A 16,760-nucleotide genomic window follows, 5' to 3' on the forward strand; every position below is an offset into this window, starting at 1 on the left:
GACCTCGGCGGCCTGAAGCCTTCGTCACGGCGCGTCTGTGCCGGCATCGAGCACACCGGTACCGGGCCGGCGACCGCCGGGGTCAGCCGGCGCTCTTGGCCCTGAGCCGCGCCACCAGTCCCTGCAGCGTGGCCTGCGTCTCGGGGTGGAAGTAGGCGTCGACGAAGTGGTCCAGCGGCAGCGCGTCGACGTCGCGCCAGGCGTCACGCAGGTCGGCCCGTGCCAGTTCGCGGGTGGCGAGCATGGCCTGCCGCGGCAGCGCCAGCAGCTCGGCGAGCCAGCGCACGGCACGCGTCACCACCTGGTCCACTCCGGTCAGCTCGTCGACGAAGCCGCAGGCCAGCGCCTGTTCGGCGTCGATCATGGCGCCGGCGACCAGCAGGCGCTCGGCGCGGTAGGTGCCGACCACGCGGCGCAGCGCGAGCTGGATGCAGTCGGGCACCATCAGGCCCACCTGGACCTCGTTGAGGCCGATCCGGAACGGACCCTGGGCCATGACCCGGTAGTCGCAGAACAGCGCCAGCACGGCGCCGCCGGCCGGGCTGTGGCCGGTGATCGCGGCGACCACCGGCAGCGGCAGGTGGGCCAGGTCGGCGCACAGCGCGAACAGCTCCCGCCAGTAGGCACGCACGCCGGCACGGTCACGCTGCAGCAGTTCGGGTACGTCCACGCCGGCGGAGAACAGGCCCGGCGCGCCGGAGACCACCAGCCCGCGGGTGCCGTTGCCGGCGGCCTGGGCGATCGCCTCGCGCAGGGCGGCGACGAGTTCCATGTTCAGCGCATTGACCGGCGGGCGCGCCAGGCGGATCTCGGCGATGCCGTCGTCGTGCGGAAGGATGTCGAGCATGGCAGGTCTCCGTGTCACTGCGCCGTCACGTCGGCGGCCCAGCGGTAGCGCACTTGGTAGTCCAGCGTGGTCTTGCCGCCCGCCGGCACGTCCACCTTGAACTCCAGCAGGTCGGGCGATTGCCGCGAGGGTCGGGTCGAGGAGGACACCAGCGTCCACTCGCGCCAGCGGCTGGGGTGCTCGCGCACGGTGACCGTGCGCGTGGTCTCGCCGGCGTTGCTGAGCACGATGCGGAAGGCCTCGTCCATGCTGCGCCCGGCCCGGTCCACGCGGAATAGGGTGCGCTCGCGTTCGGCGCGCAGGTCGAAGGCGGTGCCCAAGGTGAGCCTGGCGTCGGCGCCCTTGGGCGTGTCGTCGATGCGGCCCTGGCCCAGGAACTGCGGCACGCCCGCGCGATCGGCGCCCAGCACGCGCAGGTAGCCCGCCGGCAGGCTGTCGAAGGCCTCGAAACGCAGCGTGCTTTCCACGGTGTTGCCGCCGCCGACGTTGAAGCCGGGGTCGAGCATGGGCTGCGGCGGGTTCCAGCCGCCGCCGGTCTCGTACAGCGCGGTGCGTTCGCAATCGAGGGTCCGCGGCGCGTACAGCGGCACCTGGCTGACGCTGCCGTCGGGCAGGTCGACCGGTTGCGGCAGGGTGTACAGGCGGTAGTCGGCCAGCGCGCTCTGCTGGGGCATGGCCGCGTCCTCGGCCTTGGCGTAGCCCCGCGCCATGGCCATCATCGGGCGCGGCGCCGCCGGCTTGGCGAAGCGCGGCTCGCCGGCGACCAGTTTCAGCGCCAGGTCGTGCCAGTCCCGCCCGCTGCGGTTGGCGATGCTGGCGCGCGACTCGAACTGCATGCGGCAGTTGTCACCTGGCTGCAGCGTAGCCACGTATGCCGCACGCCAGCCCAGGCCACCCGTGGGGTAGCTCAGCGTAGCGTTGGCAGGGCCGGCGCGGCTGGCGTCCAGGCGCAGGCGCAGGCTGGAACCGAGCGGAAAGTCGCCGCCCTGCGTCCGCACCGCGGCGTAGTCGCGGACCAGGGTGCTGCCGCCGCCGTCGCGCACCAGCAGGCCGTCGGCGGCGCGCAGCAGGGTGCCGCTGGCGAGCGGCTGGCCGTTCGCACCGACCACGTCGACCGGGCGACCGACCAGGCCGGCCAGTGCCGCCTCGTTGCCCTGACCGAGCAACAGGCGCTGCGAGCGCACCTGCGCGATGCCGTCGGGAAAGGCGAGCGCGATCGCCTCGGGATCGAGGTAGAGCGGCAGGTCGCCGAGGGTGACGTCCTGCATGCCGGCCTGGAGCGTGAGCGCGCGCCTTTCGCGCACCACCGCGTAGCCGTCGTCGACGCTGCCGTCGCCGTGGCCGGCGAACAGTGCGGGGCTGTCGCTGCGGTAGAGGGTCATCTCGCTGCCGGCGGCGGCGTGGGCGAGCGGGGCGGCGCACAGTGCAGCGAGGCAGGCGAGGGCGAGGGCACGGCGAGGGGGCTGGTGCATCGGCAGGCTCCATCGTGGGGTGCCGCCATCATAGAGGCATCCGCCCCGTCGGCCGGCTGAACCGGGCTCGACCGTACGGCGGACCTAGCCGTCGGCCTGCCGGATCTCGACGGCGTCGCGGATCGCCTGTGGCAGCGGCACAGGTTTGCCGGAAGCGGGATCCATCCACACCAGCACCACGTGGCCGTCGCTGTACAGGCGGTCGGCGTCCTGCGCATCGAGGATGCGGTGGGCAAGGGTGACCGAGCTGGTGCCCAGCCGTGTGCAGCCGAGCTCCACGTGCAGTTGCGCCGGCCACTCGATCGGCCGCCGGTAGTTGACCGCGCTGGCGGCGAGCACCGGCATCGACCGCTCGTCGAACCACGGTCCGGGCACGTGGCTCAACCACTGCAACCGCGCCTCCTCCAGGTAGGTGAGGTAGGTGGCGTTGTTGACGTGGTTGAAAGCGTCGAGGTCGCGCCAGCGCACGCCGATGGCGGCGGTGAACAACGGGCTGGCGCCCTCCGTCGCGGCTGCCTCGGCCGACGGTCCGATGGCGGCGCGCTTGCGGGTGGACTTGCGCGGGCTCACGAGCGCTTCTTCCGCGGCATCGGCTTGTGCTTGTCGGCCGAGGCGATGTGCTTGAGCGTGTTCTTCGCGCGCTTGCCGGCCGGCCTGGCCGGCTCGTCGGCGCGTGCGGCCGCCTTCAGGTGCGGCGCGAGGAAGCGGCCGGTGTGCGACTCGGGCGTGGCCGCCACCTCTTCCGGCGTGCCCGCCACCAGGATGCGCCCGCCGCCGGCGCCACCCTCGGGGCCGAGGTCGACGATCCAGTCGGCGGTCTTGATCACGTCGAGGTTGTGCTCGATCACCACCACGGTGTTGCCCTGGTCGACCAGCTGGTGCAGCACGTCGAGCAGTTGCTCGATGTCGTGGAAGTGCAGGCCGGTGGTGGGCTCGTCCAGGATGTAGAGGGTGCGGCCGGTGTCGCGCTTGGACAGCTCCTTGGAGAGCTTCACGCGCTGCGCCTCGCCGCCGGAGAGCGTGGTCGCGCTCTGGCCGAGCTTGATGTAGTCCAGGCCCACGGCGCGCAGGGTGTCGAGCTTGCGCGCGATCACCGGCACGTTCTCGAACAGCTTCAGCGCGTCCTCCACCGTCATGTCCAGCACGTCGGCGATGGTGTGGCCCTTGTAGTGGATCTCCAGCGTCTCGCGGTTGTAGCGCTTGCCGTGGCAGACGTCGCAGGGCACGTACACGTCGGGCAGGAAGTGCATCTCCACCTTGATCATGCCGTCGCCCTCGCAGGCCTCGCAGCGGCCGCCGCGCACGTTGAAGCTGAACCGGCCCGGCGTGTAGCCGCGCGCGCGCGCCTCGGGTACCTGCGCGAACAGTTCGCGCAGCGGCGTGAACAGGCCGGTGTAGGTCGCCGGGTTCGAGCGCGGCGTCCGACCGATCGGCGACTGGTCGATGTCGACCACCTTGTCGAACAGCTCCATGCCGCTGACCGAGGCGTACGGGGCCGGCTGTGCGCTGGCGCCATTGAGCTCGGCAGCCGCGAGGCGGAACAGCGTGTCGTTGACCAGCGTGGACTTGCCCGAGCCGGACACGCCGGTCACGCAGGTGAACAGGCCTGCGGGAATCGCCAGGTCCACATTCTTCAGGTTGTTGCCGCGCGCGCCGGTCAGGCGCAGCCAGGCATCCTCGCCGGCCGGCTTGCGCCGCTCGGTCGGCACCTCGATGCTGCGCGCGCCGCAGAGGTACTGGCCGGTCAGCGAGGCGGGCGTGGCCAGGATGTCCTTCAACGTACCCTGCGCCACCACGTCGCCGCCGTGCACGCCGGCGCCCGGGCCGATGTCCAGGATGTGGTCGGCGGCGCGGATCGCGTCCTCGTCGTGCTCGACCACGATCACCGTGTTGCCGAGGTCGCGCAGGCGCGTGAGGGTGCCGAGCAGGCGCTCGTTGTCGCGCTGGTGCAGGCCGATGGAGGGTTCGTCCAGCACGTACATGACGCCGACCAGGCCGGCGCCGATCTGGCTGGCCAGGCGGATGCGCTGGGCCTCGCCGCCGGAGAGCGTGTCGGCCTGGCGGTCCAGCGTGAGGTAGTTCAGGCCCACGTCGTTGAGGAAGGTCAGGCGCTCGCGGATCTCCTTGACGATCTTGGCCGCGATGTCGCCGCGCCAGCCGGTGAGCCTGAGCTGATCGAAGAAGGCCAGCGCATCGTCGATCGAGCGGTTGGTCAGCGCCGGCAGCGCGTGGTCGGCGACGAACACGTTGCGCGCCGAGCGGTTCAGGCGCTGGCCTTCGCAGGTGGGGCAGGGATGGTCGCTGATGTACTTGGCCAGCTCCTCGCGCACTGCGGTCGATTCGGTTTCCTTGTAGCGGCGCTCGAGGTTGGGAAGGATGCCCTCGAACGCATGCTCGCGGGTCACCCGGCCGCCGCGCTCGGTGAGGTAGCGGAAGGCGATCTTCTCCTTGCCGCTGCCGTACAGGATCGCCTGCTGGATGTGCGGCGGCAGGTCGCGCCAGCGCGTGTCGACTTCGAACCCGTAATGCGCCGCCAGCGACTGCAGCATCTGGAAGTAGTGCGGGTTGCGCCGGTCCCAGCCGCGGATCGCACCGTTGGAGAGCGGCAGCTCCGGATGGCCGACCACGCGCGCCGGGTCGAACACCTGCGTCACGCCCAGGCCGTCGCAGCTCGGGCAGGCGCCGATCGGCGAGTTGAACGAGAACAGGCGCGGCTCCAGCTCCGGCAGCGAGTAGTCGCAGACCGGGCAGGAATAGCGCGAGGAGAACAGTTGCTCGGGCGCCTTGTCGTCGTCCATGTCGACCACGATCACCAGCCCGTCGCCCAGGCGCAGCGCGGTCTCGAACGACTCGGCCAGGCGCTGCTTGAGGTCTTCACGCGGACGGAACCGATCGATCACCACCTCGATGGTGTGCTTCTGGCGCAGGGTCAGCGGCGGCACGGCATCGAGTTCGTACACCACGCCGTCGACGCGGGCACGCACGAAGCCCTGCGCGCGCAACTGGTCGAACACCTGCACGTGCTCGCCCTTGCGCTCGCGCACCACCGGCGCGAGCAGCATCCAGCGTTTTTCCGGATCCAGCGCCAGCGTGGCGTCGACCATCTGGCTGACCGTCTGGGCCTCCAGCGGGATGGCGTGGTCAGGGCAACGCGGCGTGCCCACGCGGGCGTAGAGCAGGCGCAGGTAGTCGTAGATCTCGGTGATCGTGCCGACGGTCGAGCGCGGGTTGTGCGATGTGGACTTCTGCTCGATCGAGATCGCCGGCGACAGCCCTTCGATGTGGTCGACGTCGGGCTTTTCCATCATCGACAGGAACTGGCGCGCATACGCCGAGAGCGACTCGACGTAGCGGCGTTGGCCTTCGGCGTAGATCGTGTCGAAGGCGAGCGAGGATTTGCCCGAGCCGGACAGGCCGGTGATCACGATCAGGCGATCGCGCGGCAGATCCAGGTCGATGTTCTTGAGGTTGTGCGTGCGGGCGCCGCGGATGCGTATGGTTTCCATCGCACAGGGATATGGGGAGGACCCCCCACTATACCAACCTGGCGAGGTCAGTTATTGGCGGCTATGCGTCCGTGCCCCCGCTGTGGCCCAATACGCGGCTTCCGCGTCCGGTGGCGAGGCAATGGGGCAGGACATGCGCAAGTGGATCGTACTGGGGGCCGGCCTGTTGCTGGCGGCGGGCACGGGCGGCGTGGCGGCGACCAGTCCCAAGCCGCCCAGCCAGGCACAGGTGCGCCAGCTCATCGACGCGCTGGGCGTGGGCCGCATGCTCAGCCAGATGAACACGCAGATGGCCGCGATGATGCAGCAGCAATTGCCGTGCATCCCGGCCAGCTACTGGCAGGATTTCATCGACGCCAACGGCGCGCGCGAGCTGACCGACCGCATGGTGCCGATCTACCAGCGCCATTTCACCGCGGCCGACATCCAGGGGCTGATCAAGTTCTACCGCTCGCCGCTGGGCCGCAAGGTGATCACCGAGATGCCCGCCACCATGGCCGAGGGCATGCAGCTGGGCCAGGCGTGGGGGCGCGACCGGGCCCGTGCGATGCTGGCCGAGCTGCAGAAGGACGGCCGCATCGACGAGCAGGGCCGGTGCCCGGCCACGCCGCCCGCGCCGGCGCCCGCCGGTACGGCGGCGCACTGAGCCGCGCTGCTCAATTCTTGACCAGGCCTTGACAGGCTCGCTATACTCCCGCGTTCACCACGGCCGGTTAGAGCGTGGCGACACCCAAGAGAATAACGACAGAAGGGACATTCCCATGAGTTACGCAGTCATCAAGACCGGCGGCAAGCAGTACCGCGTCCAGCAGGGCGACGTGCTGCGCGTGGAGCTGCTGGATGCCGAGGAAGGCGCCAACGTGAGCTTCGACCAGGTTCTGCTGGTCGGCTCGGGCGACTCCGTCAACGTCGGCGCGCCGACCGTTGCCGGCGCCACCGTTTCGGCCACCGTGCGTCGCCACGGCCGCGCCGACAAGGTGCGCATCATCAAGTTCCGCCGCCGCAAGCACCACAAGAAGCAGATGGGCCACCGGCAGCATTTCACCGAAGTCGAGATCACGGGCATCAACGCCTGATACAGAGCCGGAGGATTACAAGTCATGGCACACAAAAAAGGCGTAGGTTCGTCCCGCAACGGTCGCGACTCGAACCCGAAGTACCTGGGCGTGAAGGTGTACGGCGGCCAGGCCATCGAGGCCGGCAACATCATCGTCCGCCAGCGCGGCACCAAGTTCCATGCCGGCACCGGCGTGGGCCTGGGCCGTGACCACACGCTGTACGCGCTGACCGACGGCATCGTCGAGTTCAAGACGCGCGGCGAGAACAACCGCAAGTTCGTCAGCGTGGTCAAGGGCTGAGCTGCCCTTGCACCGCGGCGAAGGCCCCGCTTCGGCGGGGCTTTTGTTTTTTGTGAGGCAGGAAACGGCGAACAGGGAACGGGGAACATGCAGCTTCCCGGTTAACCTTGAGCCTGACGCTCTGCCCGTTCCCGTTCCCGTTCCCCGTTCCCGGTCTTCAAGCCATGAAATTCGTCGACGAAGCGATCATCAAAGTCCAGGCTGGCGACGGCGGCAACGGCTGCGTCAGCTTCCGGCGCGAGAAGTTCATCCCGTTCGGCGGCCCCAATGGCGGCGACGGCGGCAGCGGCGGCTCGGTGTGGCTGGTGGCCGACGAGGGCCTCAACACGCTGATCGACTTCCGCCACCAGCGCGTGTTCAAGGCGCAGCGCGGCGAGAACGGCATGGGCTCGGACATGTACGGCAAGGGCGGCGAGGACACGGTCATCCGTGTGCCGGTCGGCACCGTGGTGACCAACGTCGACACCGACGAGGTGATCGGCGACCTGACCCAGCACGGCCAGCGCCTGCTGGTGGCGCAGGGCGGCAAGGGCGGGCTGGGCAACATCCACTTCAAGAGCTCGGTCAACCGGGCGCCGCGCAAGGCCACGCCGGGCACCCCGGGCGAGGTGCGCGAACTCAAGCTGGAGCTCAGGCTGCTGGCGGACGTGGGCCTGCTCGGTTTTCCCAACGCCGGCAAGTCCACCTTCATCCGCGCCGTCTCGGCGGCCACGCCGCGCGTGGCCGACTACCCGTTCACCACGCTGCACCCCAACCTGGGCGTGGTCAGCCTGGGCACCGACCAGAGCTTCGTGATCGCGGACATTCCCGGCCTGATCGAGGGCGCCGCCGAAGGGGCCGGCCTGGGCATCCAGTTCCTGCGCCACGTTTCGCGCACGCGGCTGCTGCTGCACCTGGTCGACATCGCGCCGATCGACGGCAGCGATCCGGCCGAGCAGGTGCGTGCCATCGAGCAGGAACTGGCCAAGTTCGACCCGCAGCTGCTGGAACGTCCGCGCTGGCTGGTGCTCAACAAGGCCGACGTGCTGCCCGAGGACGAGCGCCAGGCGGTCGCCGAGGACATCGTGGCCCGGCTGGACTGGCAGGCGCCCTGGTTCCTGGTGTCGGCGATCGCCCGCGACAACACGATGGCCGTGTGCCAGCAGGTGCAGCGCTTCTTCGAGTCGCAGCGGCAGGCGCGCGCGGAACGCACGGACATGCAGCCGGGCGACGTGCGACTGCGCGACGAGGGTGGGGCGCGCTGAAGGCGCGTGGCGTGAACGGGATTCTCGGGCGCGGCTCGCCCGCCTGGCGGTAATCGCGCATCATGCGCGGGATCAGGCCCCCGGGCCGCCGTCAGAGGATCCGCCATGCCGTCCCGCCGCGACTTCCTGAAAACCTCGGTGCTGGCCGCCGGTGCGCTGGCCGCGCCACGCTTCGCGGCCGCCGCCGCTGTGCCGGCGAAGGGCGCGCTGCCGGCGTTGGCCGGCGCCCGCGTGATCTCGACCTGGGACTTCGGCGTGCCGGCCAACCAGGCGGCCTGGACGGTGCTGGCCGCCGGCGGCAAGGCGCTGGACGCCGTGGAAAAGGGCGTGCAGGTGCCCGAATCGGACCTCGGGAACCACAGCGTGGGCAAGGGCGGCTACCCCGACCGTGACGGCAAGGTCACCCTGGACGCCAGCATCATGGACGGCGACGGTCGCTGCGGCGCGGTCGCCTGCCTGGAGCGCATCGCGCACCCGATCCGCGTGGCGCGCCGCGTGATGGAGGCGACGCCGCACGTGCTGCTGGTCGGCGACGGCGCGCTGCAGTTCGCGCGCGAGCAGGGCTTCCACGAGGAGAACCTGCTCACGCCGGAGGCCGAGAAGGCCTGGCACGAATGGTTGAAGACGGCCAGGTACAAGCCCGTGGCCAACAGCGAAAACCTCGACTACCACCGCAACCTGCCGGGCGGTCCGCGCAACCACGACACCATCGGCATGCTCGCCGTGGATGCCCATGGCCACCTGGCGGGGGCCTGCACGACCAGCGGCATGGCCTGGAAGCTGCACGGGCGGGTCGGCGACAGTCCGATCATCGGTGCCGGCCTCTACGTGGACGGCGAGGTCGGCGGCGCCACCTCCACCGGCGTGGGCGAGGAAGTGATCCGCAACGCCGGCAGCTTCCTGGTGGTCGAGCTGATGCGCCAGGGACGCAGCCCGCAGGAAGCCTGCGAGGAAGCGGTGCGGCGCATCGTGAAGAAGCGGCCGGACGGCGCGCGCGAGATGCAGGTGGGCTTCATCGCGCTGCGCCGCGACGGCGCCGTGGGTGCCCATGCGATCCAGCACGGCTTCACGTACGCGGTGTGCGACGCGCGCCGGCCGGATGGCCTCTACGCCTCGCCCAGCGTGTACGCCACGAGCTTCTCCTGATGCCGCGCCCGCTGCTGGAGATCGCCGCCGGGTCGCTCGCCTCGGCGCTGGCCGCGCAGGCAGGCGGTGCCGACCGGGTGGAGCTCTGCGGCAACCTCGCCGGCGGCGGCACCACGCCTTCGTACGGTCTGATCGCCACGGTGCGCGAGCGCGTGCGCCTGCCGCTCTACGTGCTGGTCCGCCCGCGCGACGGGGACTTCCTGTACGAAGATGCCGAGCTGGAGGTCATGCTGCGTGACGTCGACGCCTGCGTGCGCCTGGGCTGCGACGGCGTGGTGATCGGTGCGCTGGACCCCGACGGCGGAATCGACCGCGCCCGCTGCGCCGCGCTGGTGGCCGCGGCGGGCACGCTGGGGGTGACCTTCCACCGCGCCTTCGACGCCGTGCGCGAACCGGCGCGCGCGCTGGAGGAGGTGATCGCCCTGGGCTGCGAGCGGGTGCTCACCTCGGGCGGGCGCGACAGCGCGCAGCACGGGGCGCCGGCGATCGCGGCGCTGGTCGCGCAGGCAGCCGGGCGCATCCGCATCATGGCCGGCGCCGGGATCCGGCCCGGCAACCTGGCCGAGGTCGCCACGCGCAGCCGCGCCGACGAATTCCATGCTTCCGCGCGCACCCGACGCGACTCGGCGATGCGCTGGCGGACGGCCATCACCGGGCTGCCGGCGGATCGGGAGGAGAGCGCCCCGGCGGTGGTGGCCGCGCTGGCGGCGGCGTTGCGCGGGCGTTGACCCGGGGAGCACCTGGCTGGGCCCTGGCCGGGCAGGCAAGGGCATCGTGAGCAAGCTCGCTCCTGTACAGCCGTTTCCTGCTCGTTCGCGATGCCTCGGGTCCGGGCCTCACGCGGGCCAAAAGAAAAGGCCGGCGTGCGCCGGCCCTTCCACCAACCCGTAGACGAGAGGCCGGCTTACGCCAGCTCGCGGATCTTCGCGTTGAGGCGGCTCTTGTGGCGAGCGGCCTTGTTCTTGTGGATCAGGCCACGCGCGGCGTAGCGGTCCATGACCGGCTGCGCGGCGGCGAAGGCTTCCACGGCGGCGGCCTTGTCCTTCGCCTCGATGGCCTTGACGACCTTCCTCAGGGCGGTGCGCACCATGGAACGGGCGCTGACGTTGCGCAGGCGGCGCTGCTCGGACTGGCGCGCGCGCTTCTTCGCGGACTTGATGTTGGCCAAGGTAGAACTCCAGAGAAGGCTTGGGTTGGAAAAAGACGCGCAATTATGCGGGCAATGCGCTGGCCGGTCAACCGTTTAGCCCGCCTGCCCGCCGACGGCCGGTGTAGGCGGGCGTCGGCGAGGTGGCGGATGGCAGGACGCCCGGCGCTGGGCGTCTCCTCGCCATGCCGCCGCCATCGGCCGCTATCTCCGCGCCCCGGCAGGCTGTCACACTAGGGGCTTTCGCCTCGCCAGGTTTCGCCCCCACGCATGAAGACCCCCAGCATGTTCCGCGGGCTGCTCTCGTTCAGCAGCATGACGATGGTGTCGCGCGTGCTCGGCCTGGTACGGGACATGGCGATCAACGCCGCCTTCGGCGCCAACGCGGCGACCGACGCGTTCTGGGTGGCGTTCCGCATTCCCAACTTCATGCGCCGGCTGTTCGCCGAGGGCTCGTTCTCGACCGCGTTCGTCCCGGTGTTCACCGAGGTGAAGGAAAAGGGCACCCACGCCGAGCTCAAGGAACTGATGGCACGGGTGTCCGGCACCCTGGGCGGCGTGCTGCTGGTGGTCACCGCGGTCGGGGTGGTCTTCGCGCCGCAGGTGACCATGCTGTTCTCGCCCGGCGCCATCGACGAGGCGCACAAGTTCACGCTCACCGTCGAGCTGCTGCGGCTGACCTTCCCCTTCCTGCTGTTCGTTTCGCTGACGGCGCTGTGCGGCGGGGCGCTGAACAGCTTCCACCGCTTCGGCCTGCCGGCGTTGACGCCGGTGATCCTCAACCTGTGCATGATTGCCGGCGCGCTGTGGCTGTCCAGGCGGCTGCAGACGCCGATCATGGCGATGGGCTGGGCGATCCTCGCCGCGGGCATCCTGCAACTGCTGTTCCAGTTGCCGGCGCTGCGCGGACTGGACCTGCTGGCGCTGCCGCGCTGGGGCTGGAGCCATCCGCTGGTGCGCCGGATCATGCGGCTGATGGTGCCCACGCTGTTCGGCTCGTCGGTGGCGCAGATCAACCTGCTGCTCGACACCGTGATCGCCTCGCTGCTGATCGCCGGCTCGCAGAGCTGGCTGTCGCAGGCGGACCGCTTCCTGGAGCTGCCGCTGGGCGTGTTCGGCGTGGCGCTGGGCACGGTGATCCTGCCCTCGCTGTCGCGCCACCACGTGGCGACCGACCGTGCAGGCTTCTCCAGGGCGCTGGACTGGGGCCTGCGCACCACGCTGCTGATCTCGGTGCCGGCGATGTTCGGCCTGATGCTGCTGGCCGAGCCGCTGGTGGCCACGCTGTTCCAGCACGGCCGCTTCGACGCGTTCGATACGCGCATGGCGACGCTTTCCATCACCGCGCTCAGCTTCGGCCTGCCGGCCTTCGCGCTGGTCAAGGTGCTGCTGCCGGCCTTCTACGCGCGGCAGGACACGCGCACGCCGGTGCGCGCGGGCGTTGCTTCGCTGGTCGCCAACATGGTGCTGAACGTGCTGTTCGTCGTGCTGCTGTTCACGCTGTGGGCCACGCCCGCGCAGAAGCAGGCGCCATGGCTGCAGGCGCTGGCCGAGGTGCCGGGCCTGCACATGGCGCTGGGCATGGCCAGCGCTCTGGCCAGCTACATCAACCTGGGGCTGCTGTGGCGCTGGCTGAAGCAGGCCGGGGTGTACGAGCGCCAGCACGGCTGGGCACGGCACCTGACGCGCCTGGCGCTGGCCTGCGCGGCCATGGTGGCCGTGCTGCTGCTGGGCCGCTGGCTGTGGCCGGACTGGACCGGCGTGCCGAGCGTGACCCGGCTGTGGCACCTGGCGGCGCTGGTTTCCGCGGGCGGCGCGACCTACGTCGCCGTATTGTTCGCCGCCGGTTTCCGCCTGCGCGACCTGCGCGGCGTGTAGGTTGCGGGCCGTACCTGCAGGAGCGAGCTGGCCCGCGATGCCCTTGCCCGATGGTGGGCGACGAAAAAGCATCGCGAGCAAGCGCTCCTACGGGGCGACAGCGGGCGCGGCGGAGGGCGGACTTCCTTATACTCGCCGGATGAGACTTTCCAGGGACGTCGCGGGGCCGTGCATGGCGCCCGCGGGCAGCGTGGTGGCGATCGGCGCCTTCGACGGCCTGCACCGGGGCCACCAGGCCCTGCTGGCCGAGGTACGCCTGCGCGCAGGCGAGCTGGATCTGGCGCCGGGCGTGGTGAGTTTCGAACCCTTGCCGCGGGCGTACTTCTCGCCGGAACCGGTGCCGCGGTTGTCGGGCGTGCGCGAGAAGCTGCGCGGCTTCGCCGCCGCCGGCATGGCGCAGGTGCTGCTACTGCGCTTCAACGCCGCGCTCACGGCGATGTCCGCGGAGGATTTCGTGCGCCGCGTGCTGGTCCATCGGATGGCGGCGCGGGAGGTCTGGGTGGGCAGCGACTTCCGTTTCGGCCACAAGCGCGCGGGCGACGTCGCGATGTTGGCGCGGATGGGCCGCGAGCTCGGCTTCGCCACCCACGTGATGCCGCCGGTGCTGCTCGAGGGCGCGCGCGTCTCGGCCACGCGCGTGCGCGGCCTGCTCGCCGCCGGCGAGTTCGCCGGCGCGGCGCCGCTGCTGGGACGGCCGTTCGTGATCGAGGGTCGCATCGAGCGCGGCAACCAGCTCGGGCGTACGCTGGGCTTTCCCACCGCCAACATCCACCTGCGCCGCCGGGTGAGTCCGGTGCTGGGCATCTTCGCCGTGCGCGTGGGCCTGGGCGAGGCACCGTGCAGCTGGCCGGGCGTGGCCTCGCTGGGGCTGCGCCCGACGGTGAACCAGGTCACCCAGCCGGTGCTGGAAGTGCACCTGTTCGATTTCGAGGGCGACCTGTACGGTCGGCGCATGGCGGTGGAGTTCGTCGCCAAGCTGCGCGAGGAGCAGAAGTTCGACGGCCTGGAGGCGCTCACCGAACAGATGCACCGCGACGCGCGCCAGGCGCGCGAGCTGCTCGGCATGAACCCGAGGCTGGCGGAGGCCTGAATCCGGGCCCGGGCACACGGGGCGCCCCTACCGCAGCGCAGCAAATTCCACTAGTTTTAGCGGTTCGCCGGCGCTTCCTGCGCGTTCGGCGCCCAAAGGGCCGTTCCCACGATGACGCACGACTACAAGAGCACGATCAACCTGCCGCAGACGGACTTCCCGATGCGCGGCGACCTGCCCAAGCGCGAGCCGGCGTGGCTGGCCGAGTGGGAGCAGGCCGACCGCTACGGGCAGATCCAGCAGCGCACGGCCGGACGCGACCGGATGTTCGTGCTGCACGACGGCCCGCCGTACGCCAACGGCTCGATCCACATCGGCCATGCGGTCAACAAGATCCTCAAGGACATGGTGGTCCGCTCCAAGCTGCTGGCCGGCTACCGCTCGCCCTACGTGCCGGGCTGGGACTGCCACGGCCTGCCGATCGAGATCGCCGTGGAGAAGAAACACGGCAAGCCGGGCGAGAAGCTCGATGCCACCGCGTTCCGCCAGAAATGCCGCGAGTACGCGCAGGAGCAGGTGGACGGACAGCGCGCCGGCTTCAAGCGGCTGGGCGTGCTCGGCGACTGGTCGCATCCCTACAAGACGATGGACTTCCGCTACGAGGCGGACATGCTGCGCGCGCTGGCGCGCATCCTCGCCAACGGCCACGTGGTGCGCGGCGCCAAGCCGGTGTACTGGTGTTTCGACTGCGGCTCGGCGCTGGCCGAGGCGGAGATCGAGTACGGCGACAAGGTGTCGCCCGCGGTCGACGTGGCCTATGACGCGGTCGACCCGGCGGCGCTGGCGGGCAAGTTCGCAGTGGACCCGGGCGACGCCGTCGTTGCCGTGCCGATCTGGACCACCACGCCCTGGACGCTGCCTTCCAGCCAGGCGGTGGCGCTGGGCGCGGAGCTGGAATACGCGCTGGTCGAAGGCCCCGCGCGCGAAGGTCGGCGCGTGTTGCTGGTGATCGCCAGCGCGCTGGTCGAGCCGGCGCTCAGGCGCTACGGCGTCGATGCCGCGCACGTGCTCGGCCATGCCAGGGGCGGCGACCTCGACGGCCTGCGGCTGCAGCATCCGTTCTACCCGCGCCACGTCCCGATCCTGCTCGGCGAGCACGTCTCCGCCGAGGACGGCACCGGCGCCGTGCACACCGCGCCCGACCACGGCGTGGAGGACTTCGTGGTCGGCCGCGAGAACGGCCTCTCCACGCTCAACTACGTCGGCCCCCGCGGGGCCTACCGCGAGGACGTACCGGCGGCCGACGGCCTCGAATTGGCCGGCCTGCACATCTGGAAGGCCAACGACGCCATCGCCGAGCTGCTGCGCGCGCGCGGCGTACTGCTGGCGCAGGCGAAGATCGAGCACAGCTACCCCAACTGCTGGCGCCACAAGACCCCGGTGATCTACCGCGCCACGCCGCAGTGGTTCATCGGCATGGAGCAGGCGCAACTGCGCGCGACCGCGATCAAGGCGATCAAGGACGTGCGCTGGGTACCCGCCTGGGGCGAGGAGCGCATCGCCGGCATGGTCGCCGGCCGCCCGGACTGGTGTATCAGCCGCCAGCGCACCTGGGGCGTGCCGATCGCGCTGTTCGTGCACAAGGCCACGCAGGCGCCGCATCCCGATTCCGTCGGGCTGCTGGAGCAGGTGGCGAAGAAGGTGGAGCAGGGCGGTGTCGACGCCTGGTACGCGCTCGATCCGGCCGAGCTGCTGGGCGAGCAGGCCGGCGACTACGAGAAGGTCACCGACATCCTCGACGTGTGGTTCGACTCGGGCGTCACCCACTTCTGCGTGCTCGGCCAGCGGCCGGAACTGCAGCAGGGCGACGCGTCGCAGTACGAGGTGATGTACCTGGAGGGCTCGGACCAGCACCGCGGCTGGTTCCAGTCCTCCCTGCTGACCGCCTCGGCGATCCATGGCCGCGCGCCCTACGACGAGGTGCTCACGCACGGCTTCACCGTCGATGCGCAGGGCCGCAAGATGTCCAAGTCGCTGGGCAACGTGGTGGCACCGCAGAAGGTGATGGACACGCTCGGCGCGGACGTGCTGCGCCTGTGGGTGGCCTCGGCGGACTACCGCAACGAGATGACCGTCTCCGACGAGATCTTGAAGCGCGTCTCGGACAGCTACCGGCGCATCCGCAACACCGCGCGCTTCCTGCTCGGCAACCTGGACGGCTTCGATCCGGCCAGGCACCTGCTGCCGGTGGAGCAGACGCTCCCGCTGGACCAGTGGGCGGCGCAGCAGGCGTTCGATGCGCAGCAGGCGATCGTCGCCGCGTACGAGCGCTACGACTACCCGGACATCGTCGCCCGCGTGCAGAACTTCTGCACCAACGAGATGGGCGCGCTGTACCTGGACATCACCAAGGACCGCCTCTACACCATGCCGACCGACAGCCACGGCCGGCGCAGCGCGCAGAGCGCGATGTTCCGCATCGCCGAGGCGCTGGTGCGCTGGCTGGCGCCGATCCTGGCGTTCACTGCCGAGGAGATCTGGCGGCACCTGCCGGGCGAACGCGGCGAAAGCGTGCTGTTCGAGACGTGGTACGAAGGCCTGGCCGCCACCCAGGGCTCGCCGGAACAGCGTCGCTGGTGGGCCGACCTGCTGGCGATCCGCGAAGCGGCCGCGCGCGTGCTCGAGGGCATGCGCAAGAGCGACCGCATCGGCGCCTCGCTCGAAGCCACTCTCGCCATCCACGCCGACCCGGCGCTGCTGGCGCGCTATGCGCCGGCCCAGGAGGAACTGCGCTTCTTCTTCATCACCTCCGAGGCCGCGCTTTCGCCGCTGTCGCCGCGTCCGGCCGAGGCCGTCAGGGTCGAGCTGGCCGAGGGCGAAGCCTGGGTGTCGGCCGGGGTGAGCGAGGCGGCCAAGTGCGTGCGCTGCTGGCATCGTCGCCCGGACGTGGGCAGCCATCCCGACCATCCGGAGCTCTGCGGCCGCTGCGTGGAGAACGTGGTGGGGCAGGGCGAGACGCGCCGCTGGTTCTGACCTTGAACGCCCCTCTCCCGCCGGAGAGGGGCTGGGGTGAGGGGCCGAGGGTGCCTCAATGCCCCGCTTCGCCCGAACCCTCACCCGCCTGCCCTTCGG

Annotated in this window: 14 protein-coding genes; 9 read left to right on the forward strand and 5 right to left on the reverse strand. The window is 70.7% G+C overall.

Going from position 1 to position 16,760, the window contains the following annotated elements:
• Nucleotides 1-82: 82 nt before the first annotated feature.
• From WAT24_RS09050 to uvrA, 4 genes are all read right to left on the reverse strand, one after another.
• The gene (locus WAT24_RS09050) at nt 83-847 is read right to left on the reverse strand and encodes an enoyl-CoA hydratase/isomerase family protein (RefSeq protein WP_336807532.1); all 765 of its coding nucleotides are present in this window, start codon (nt 845-847) and stop codon (nt 83-85) included.
• A 14-nt stretch (nt 848-861) separates the two neighbouring features.
• A complete protein-coding gene (locus WAT24_RS09055) occupies nt 862-2,319 on the reverse strand; it encodes a DUF4139 domain-containing protein (protein ID WP_336807533.1) in 1,458 nt (485 codons plus the stop codon).
• 84 nt (nt 2,320-2,403) lie between these two features.
• Nucleotides 2,404-2,889, reverse strand: coding sequence for an acyl-CoA thioesterase (locus WAT24_RS09060; RefSeq protein ID WP_425605284.1), 486 nt, complete (start codon nt 2,887-2,889; stop codon nt 2,404-2,406).
• On the reverse strand, nt 2,886-5,825 hold the full coding sequence (gene uvrA / locus WAT24_RS09065) for an excinuclease ABC subunit UvrA (protein WP_336807534.1): 2,940 nt from the start codon (nt 5,823-5,825) through the stop codon (nt 2,886-2,888). Before uvrA ends, WAT24_RS09060 begins: the two co-directional genes overlap by 4 nt.
• 133 nt (nt 5,826-5,958) lie before the next feature.
• On the opposite strand from uvrA, the gene WAT24_RS09070 reads away from it, so the two are divergent.
• From WAT24_RS09070 to WAT24_RS09095, 6 genes are all read left to right on the forward strand, one after another.
• On the forward strand, nt 5,959-6,471 hold the full coding sequence (locus tag WAT24_RS09070; protein WP_336807535.1) for a DUF2059 domain-containing protein: 513 nt from the start codon (nt 5,959-5,961) through the stop codon (nt 6,469-6,471).
• A gap of 115 nt (nt 6,472-6,586) precedes the next feature.
• The gene (gene rplU / locus WAT24_RS09075) at nt 6,587-6,901 is read left to right on the forward strand and encodes a 50S ribosomal protein L21 (protein ID WP_327479506.1); all 315 of its coding nucleotides are present in this window, start codon (nt 6,587-6,589) and stop codon (nt 6,899-6,901) included.
• 24 nt (nt 6,902-6,925) lie between these two features.
• Nucleotides 6,926-7,183 (forward strand): 50S ribosomal protein L27, encoded by a 258-nt coding sequence (rpmA, locus tag WAT24_RS09080; RefSeq protein ID WP_336807536.1) that lies wholly within the window; start codon nt 6,926-6,928, stop codon nt 7,181-7,183.
• Nucleotides 7,184-7,347: 164 nt separating this feature from the next.
• Nucleotides 7,348-8,427: an Obg family GTPase CgtA gene (gene cgtA / locus WAT24_RS09085; RefSeq protein WP_336807537.1), complete on the forward strand. Its 1,080-nt coding sequence runs from the start codon at nt 7,348-7,350 to the stop codon at nt 8,425-8,427.
• A gap of 105 nt (nt 8,428-8,532) precedes the next feature.
• A complete protein-coding gene (locus WAT24_RS09090) occupies nt 8,533-9,573 on the forward strand; it encodes a glycosylasparaginase (protein WP_336807538.1) in 1,041 nt (346 codons plus the stop codon).
• Nucleotides 9,573-10,301 carry a copper homeostasis protein CutC gene (locus WAT24_RS09095; RefSeq protein ID WP_336807539.1) on the forward strand — a complete coding sequence of 243 codons (729 nt, stop codon included), beginning with the start codon at nt 9,573-9,575 and terminating at the stop codon, nt 10,299-10,301. Before WAT24_RS09090 ends, WAT24_RS09095 begins: the two co-directional genes overlap by 1 nt.
• 176 nt (nt 10,302-10,477) lie before the next feature.
• Here the strand turns inward: WAT24_RS09095 and rpsT are convergent, their stop codons facing one another.
• A complete protein-coding gene (gene rpsT, locus WAT24_RS09100) occupies nt 10,478-10,741 on the reverse strand; it encodes a 30S ribosomal protein S20 (RefSeq protein ID WP_336807540.1) in 264 nt (87 codons plus the stop codon).
• Nucleotides 10,742-10,990: 249 nt separating this feature from the next.
• Between rpsT and murJ the strand changes: the two genes are divergently transcribed.
• The 3 genes from murJ (at nt 10,991) to ileS (ending at nt 16,661) form a co-directional block, all read left to right on the forward strand.
• On the forward strand, nt 10,991-12,598 hold the full coding sequence (gene murJ, locus WAT24_RS09105; RefSeq protein ID WP_336807541.1) for a murein biosynthesis integral membrane protein MurJ: 1,608 nt from the start codon (nt 10,991-10,993) through the stop codon (nt 12,596-12,598).
• A 172-nt stretch (nt 12,599-12,770) separates the two neighbouring features.
• On the forward strand, nt 12,771-13,688 hold the full coding sequence (locus WAT24_RS09110) for a bifunctional riboflavin kinase/FAD synthetase (RefSeq protein ID WP_425605285.1): 918 nt from the start codon (nt 12,771-12,773) through the stop codon (nt 13,686-13,688).
• Nucleotides 13,689-13,799: 111 nt separating this feature from the next.
• The gene (ileS, locus tag WAT24_RS09115; RefSeq protein ID WP_336807543.1) at nt 13,800-16,661 is read left to right on the forward strand and encodes an isoleucine--tRNA ligase; all 2,862 of its coding nucleotides are present in this window, start codon (nt 13,800-13,802) and stop codon (nt 16,659-16,661) included.
• Nucleotides 16,662-16,760: the final 99 nt, after the last annotated feature.

This window comes from Fulvimonas yonginensis (genome assembly GCF_037137055.1).
GTDB classification, from domain to species: Bacteria; Pseudomonadota; Gammaproteobacteria; order Xanthomonadales; family Rhodanobacteraceae; genus Frateuria_A; species Frateuria_A yonginensis.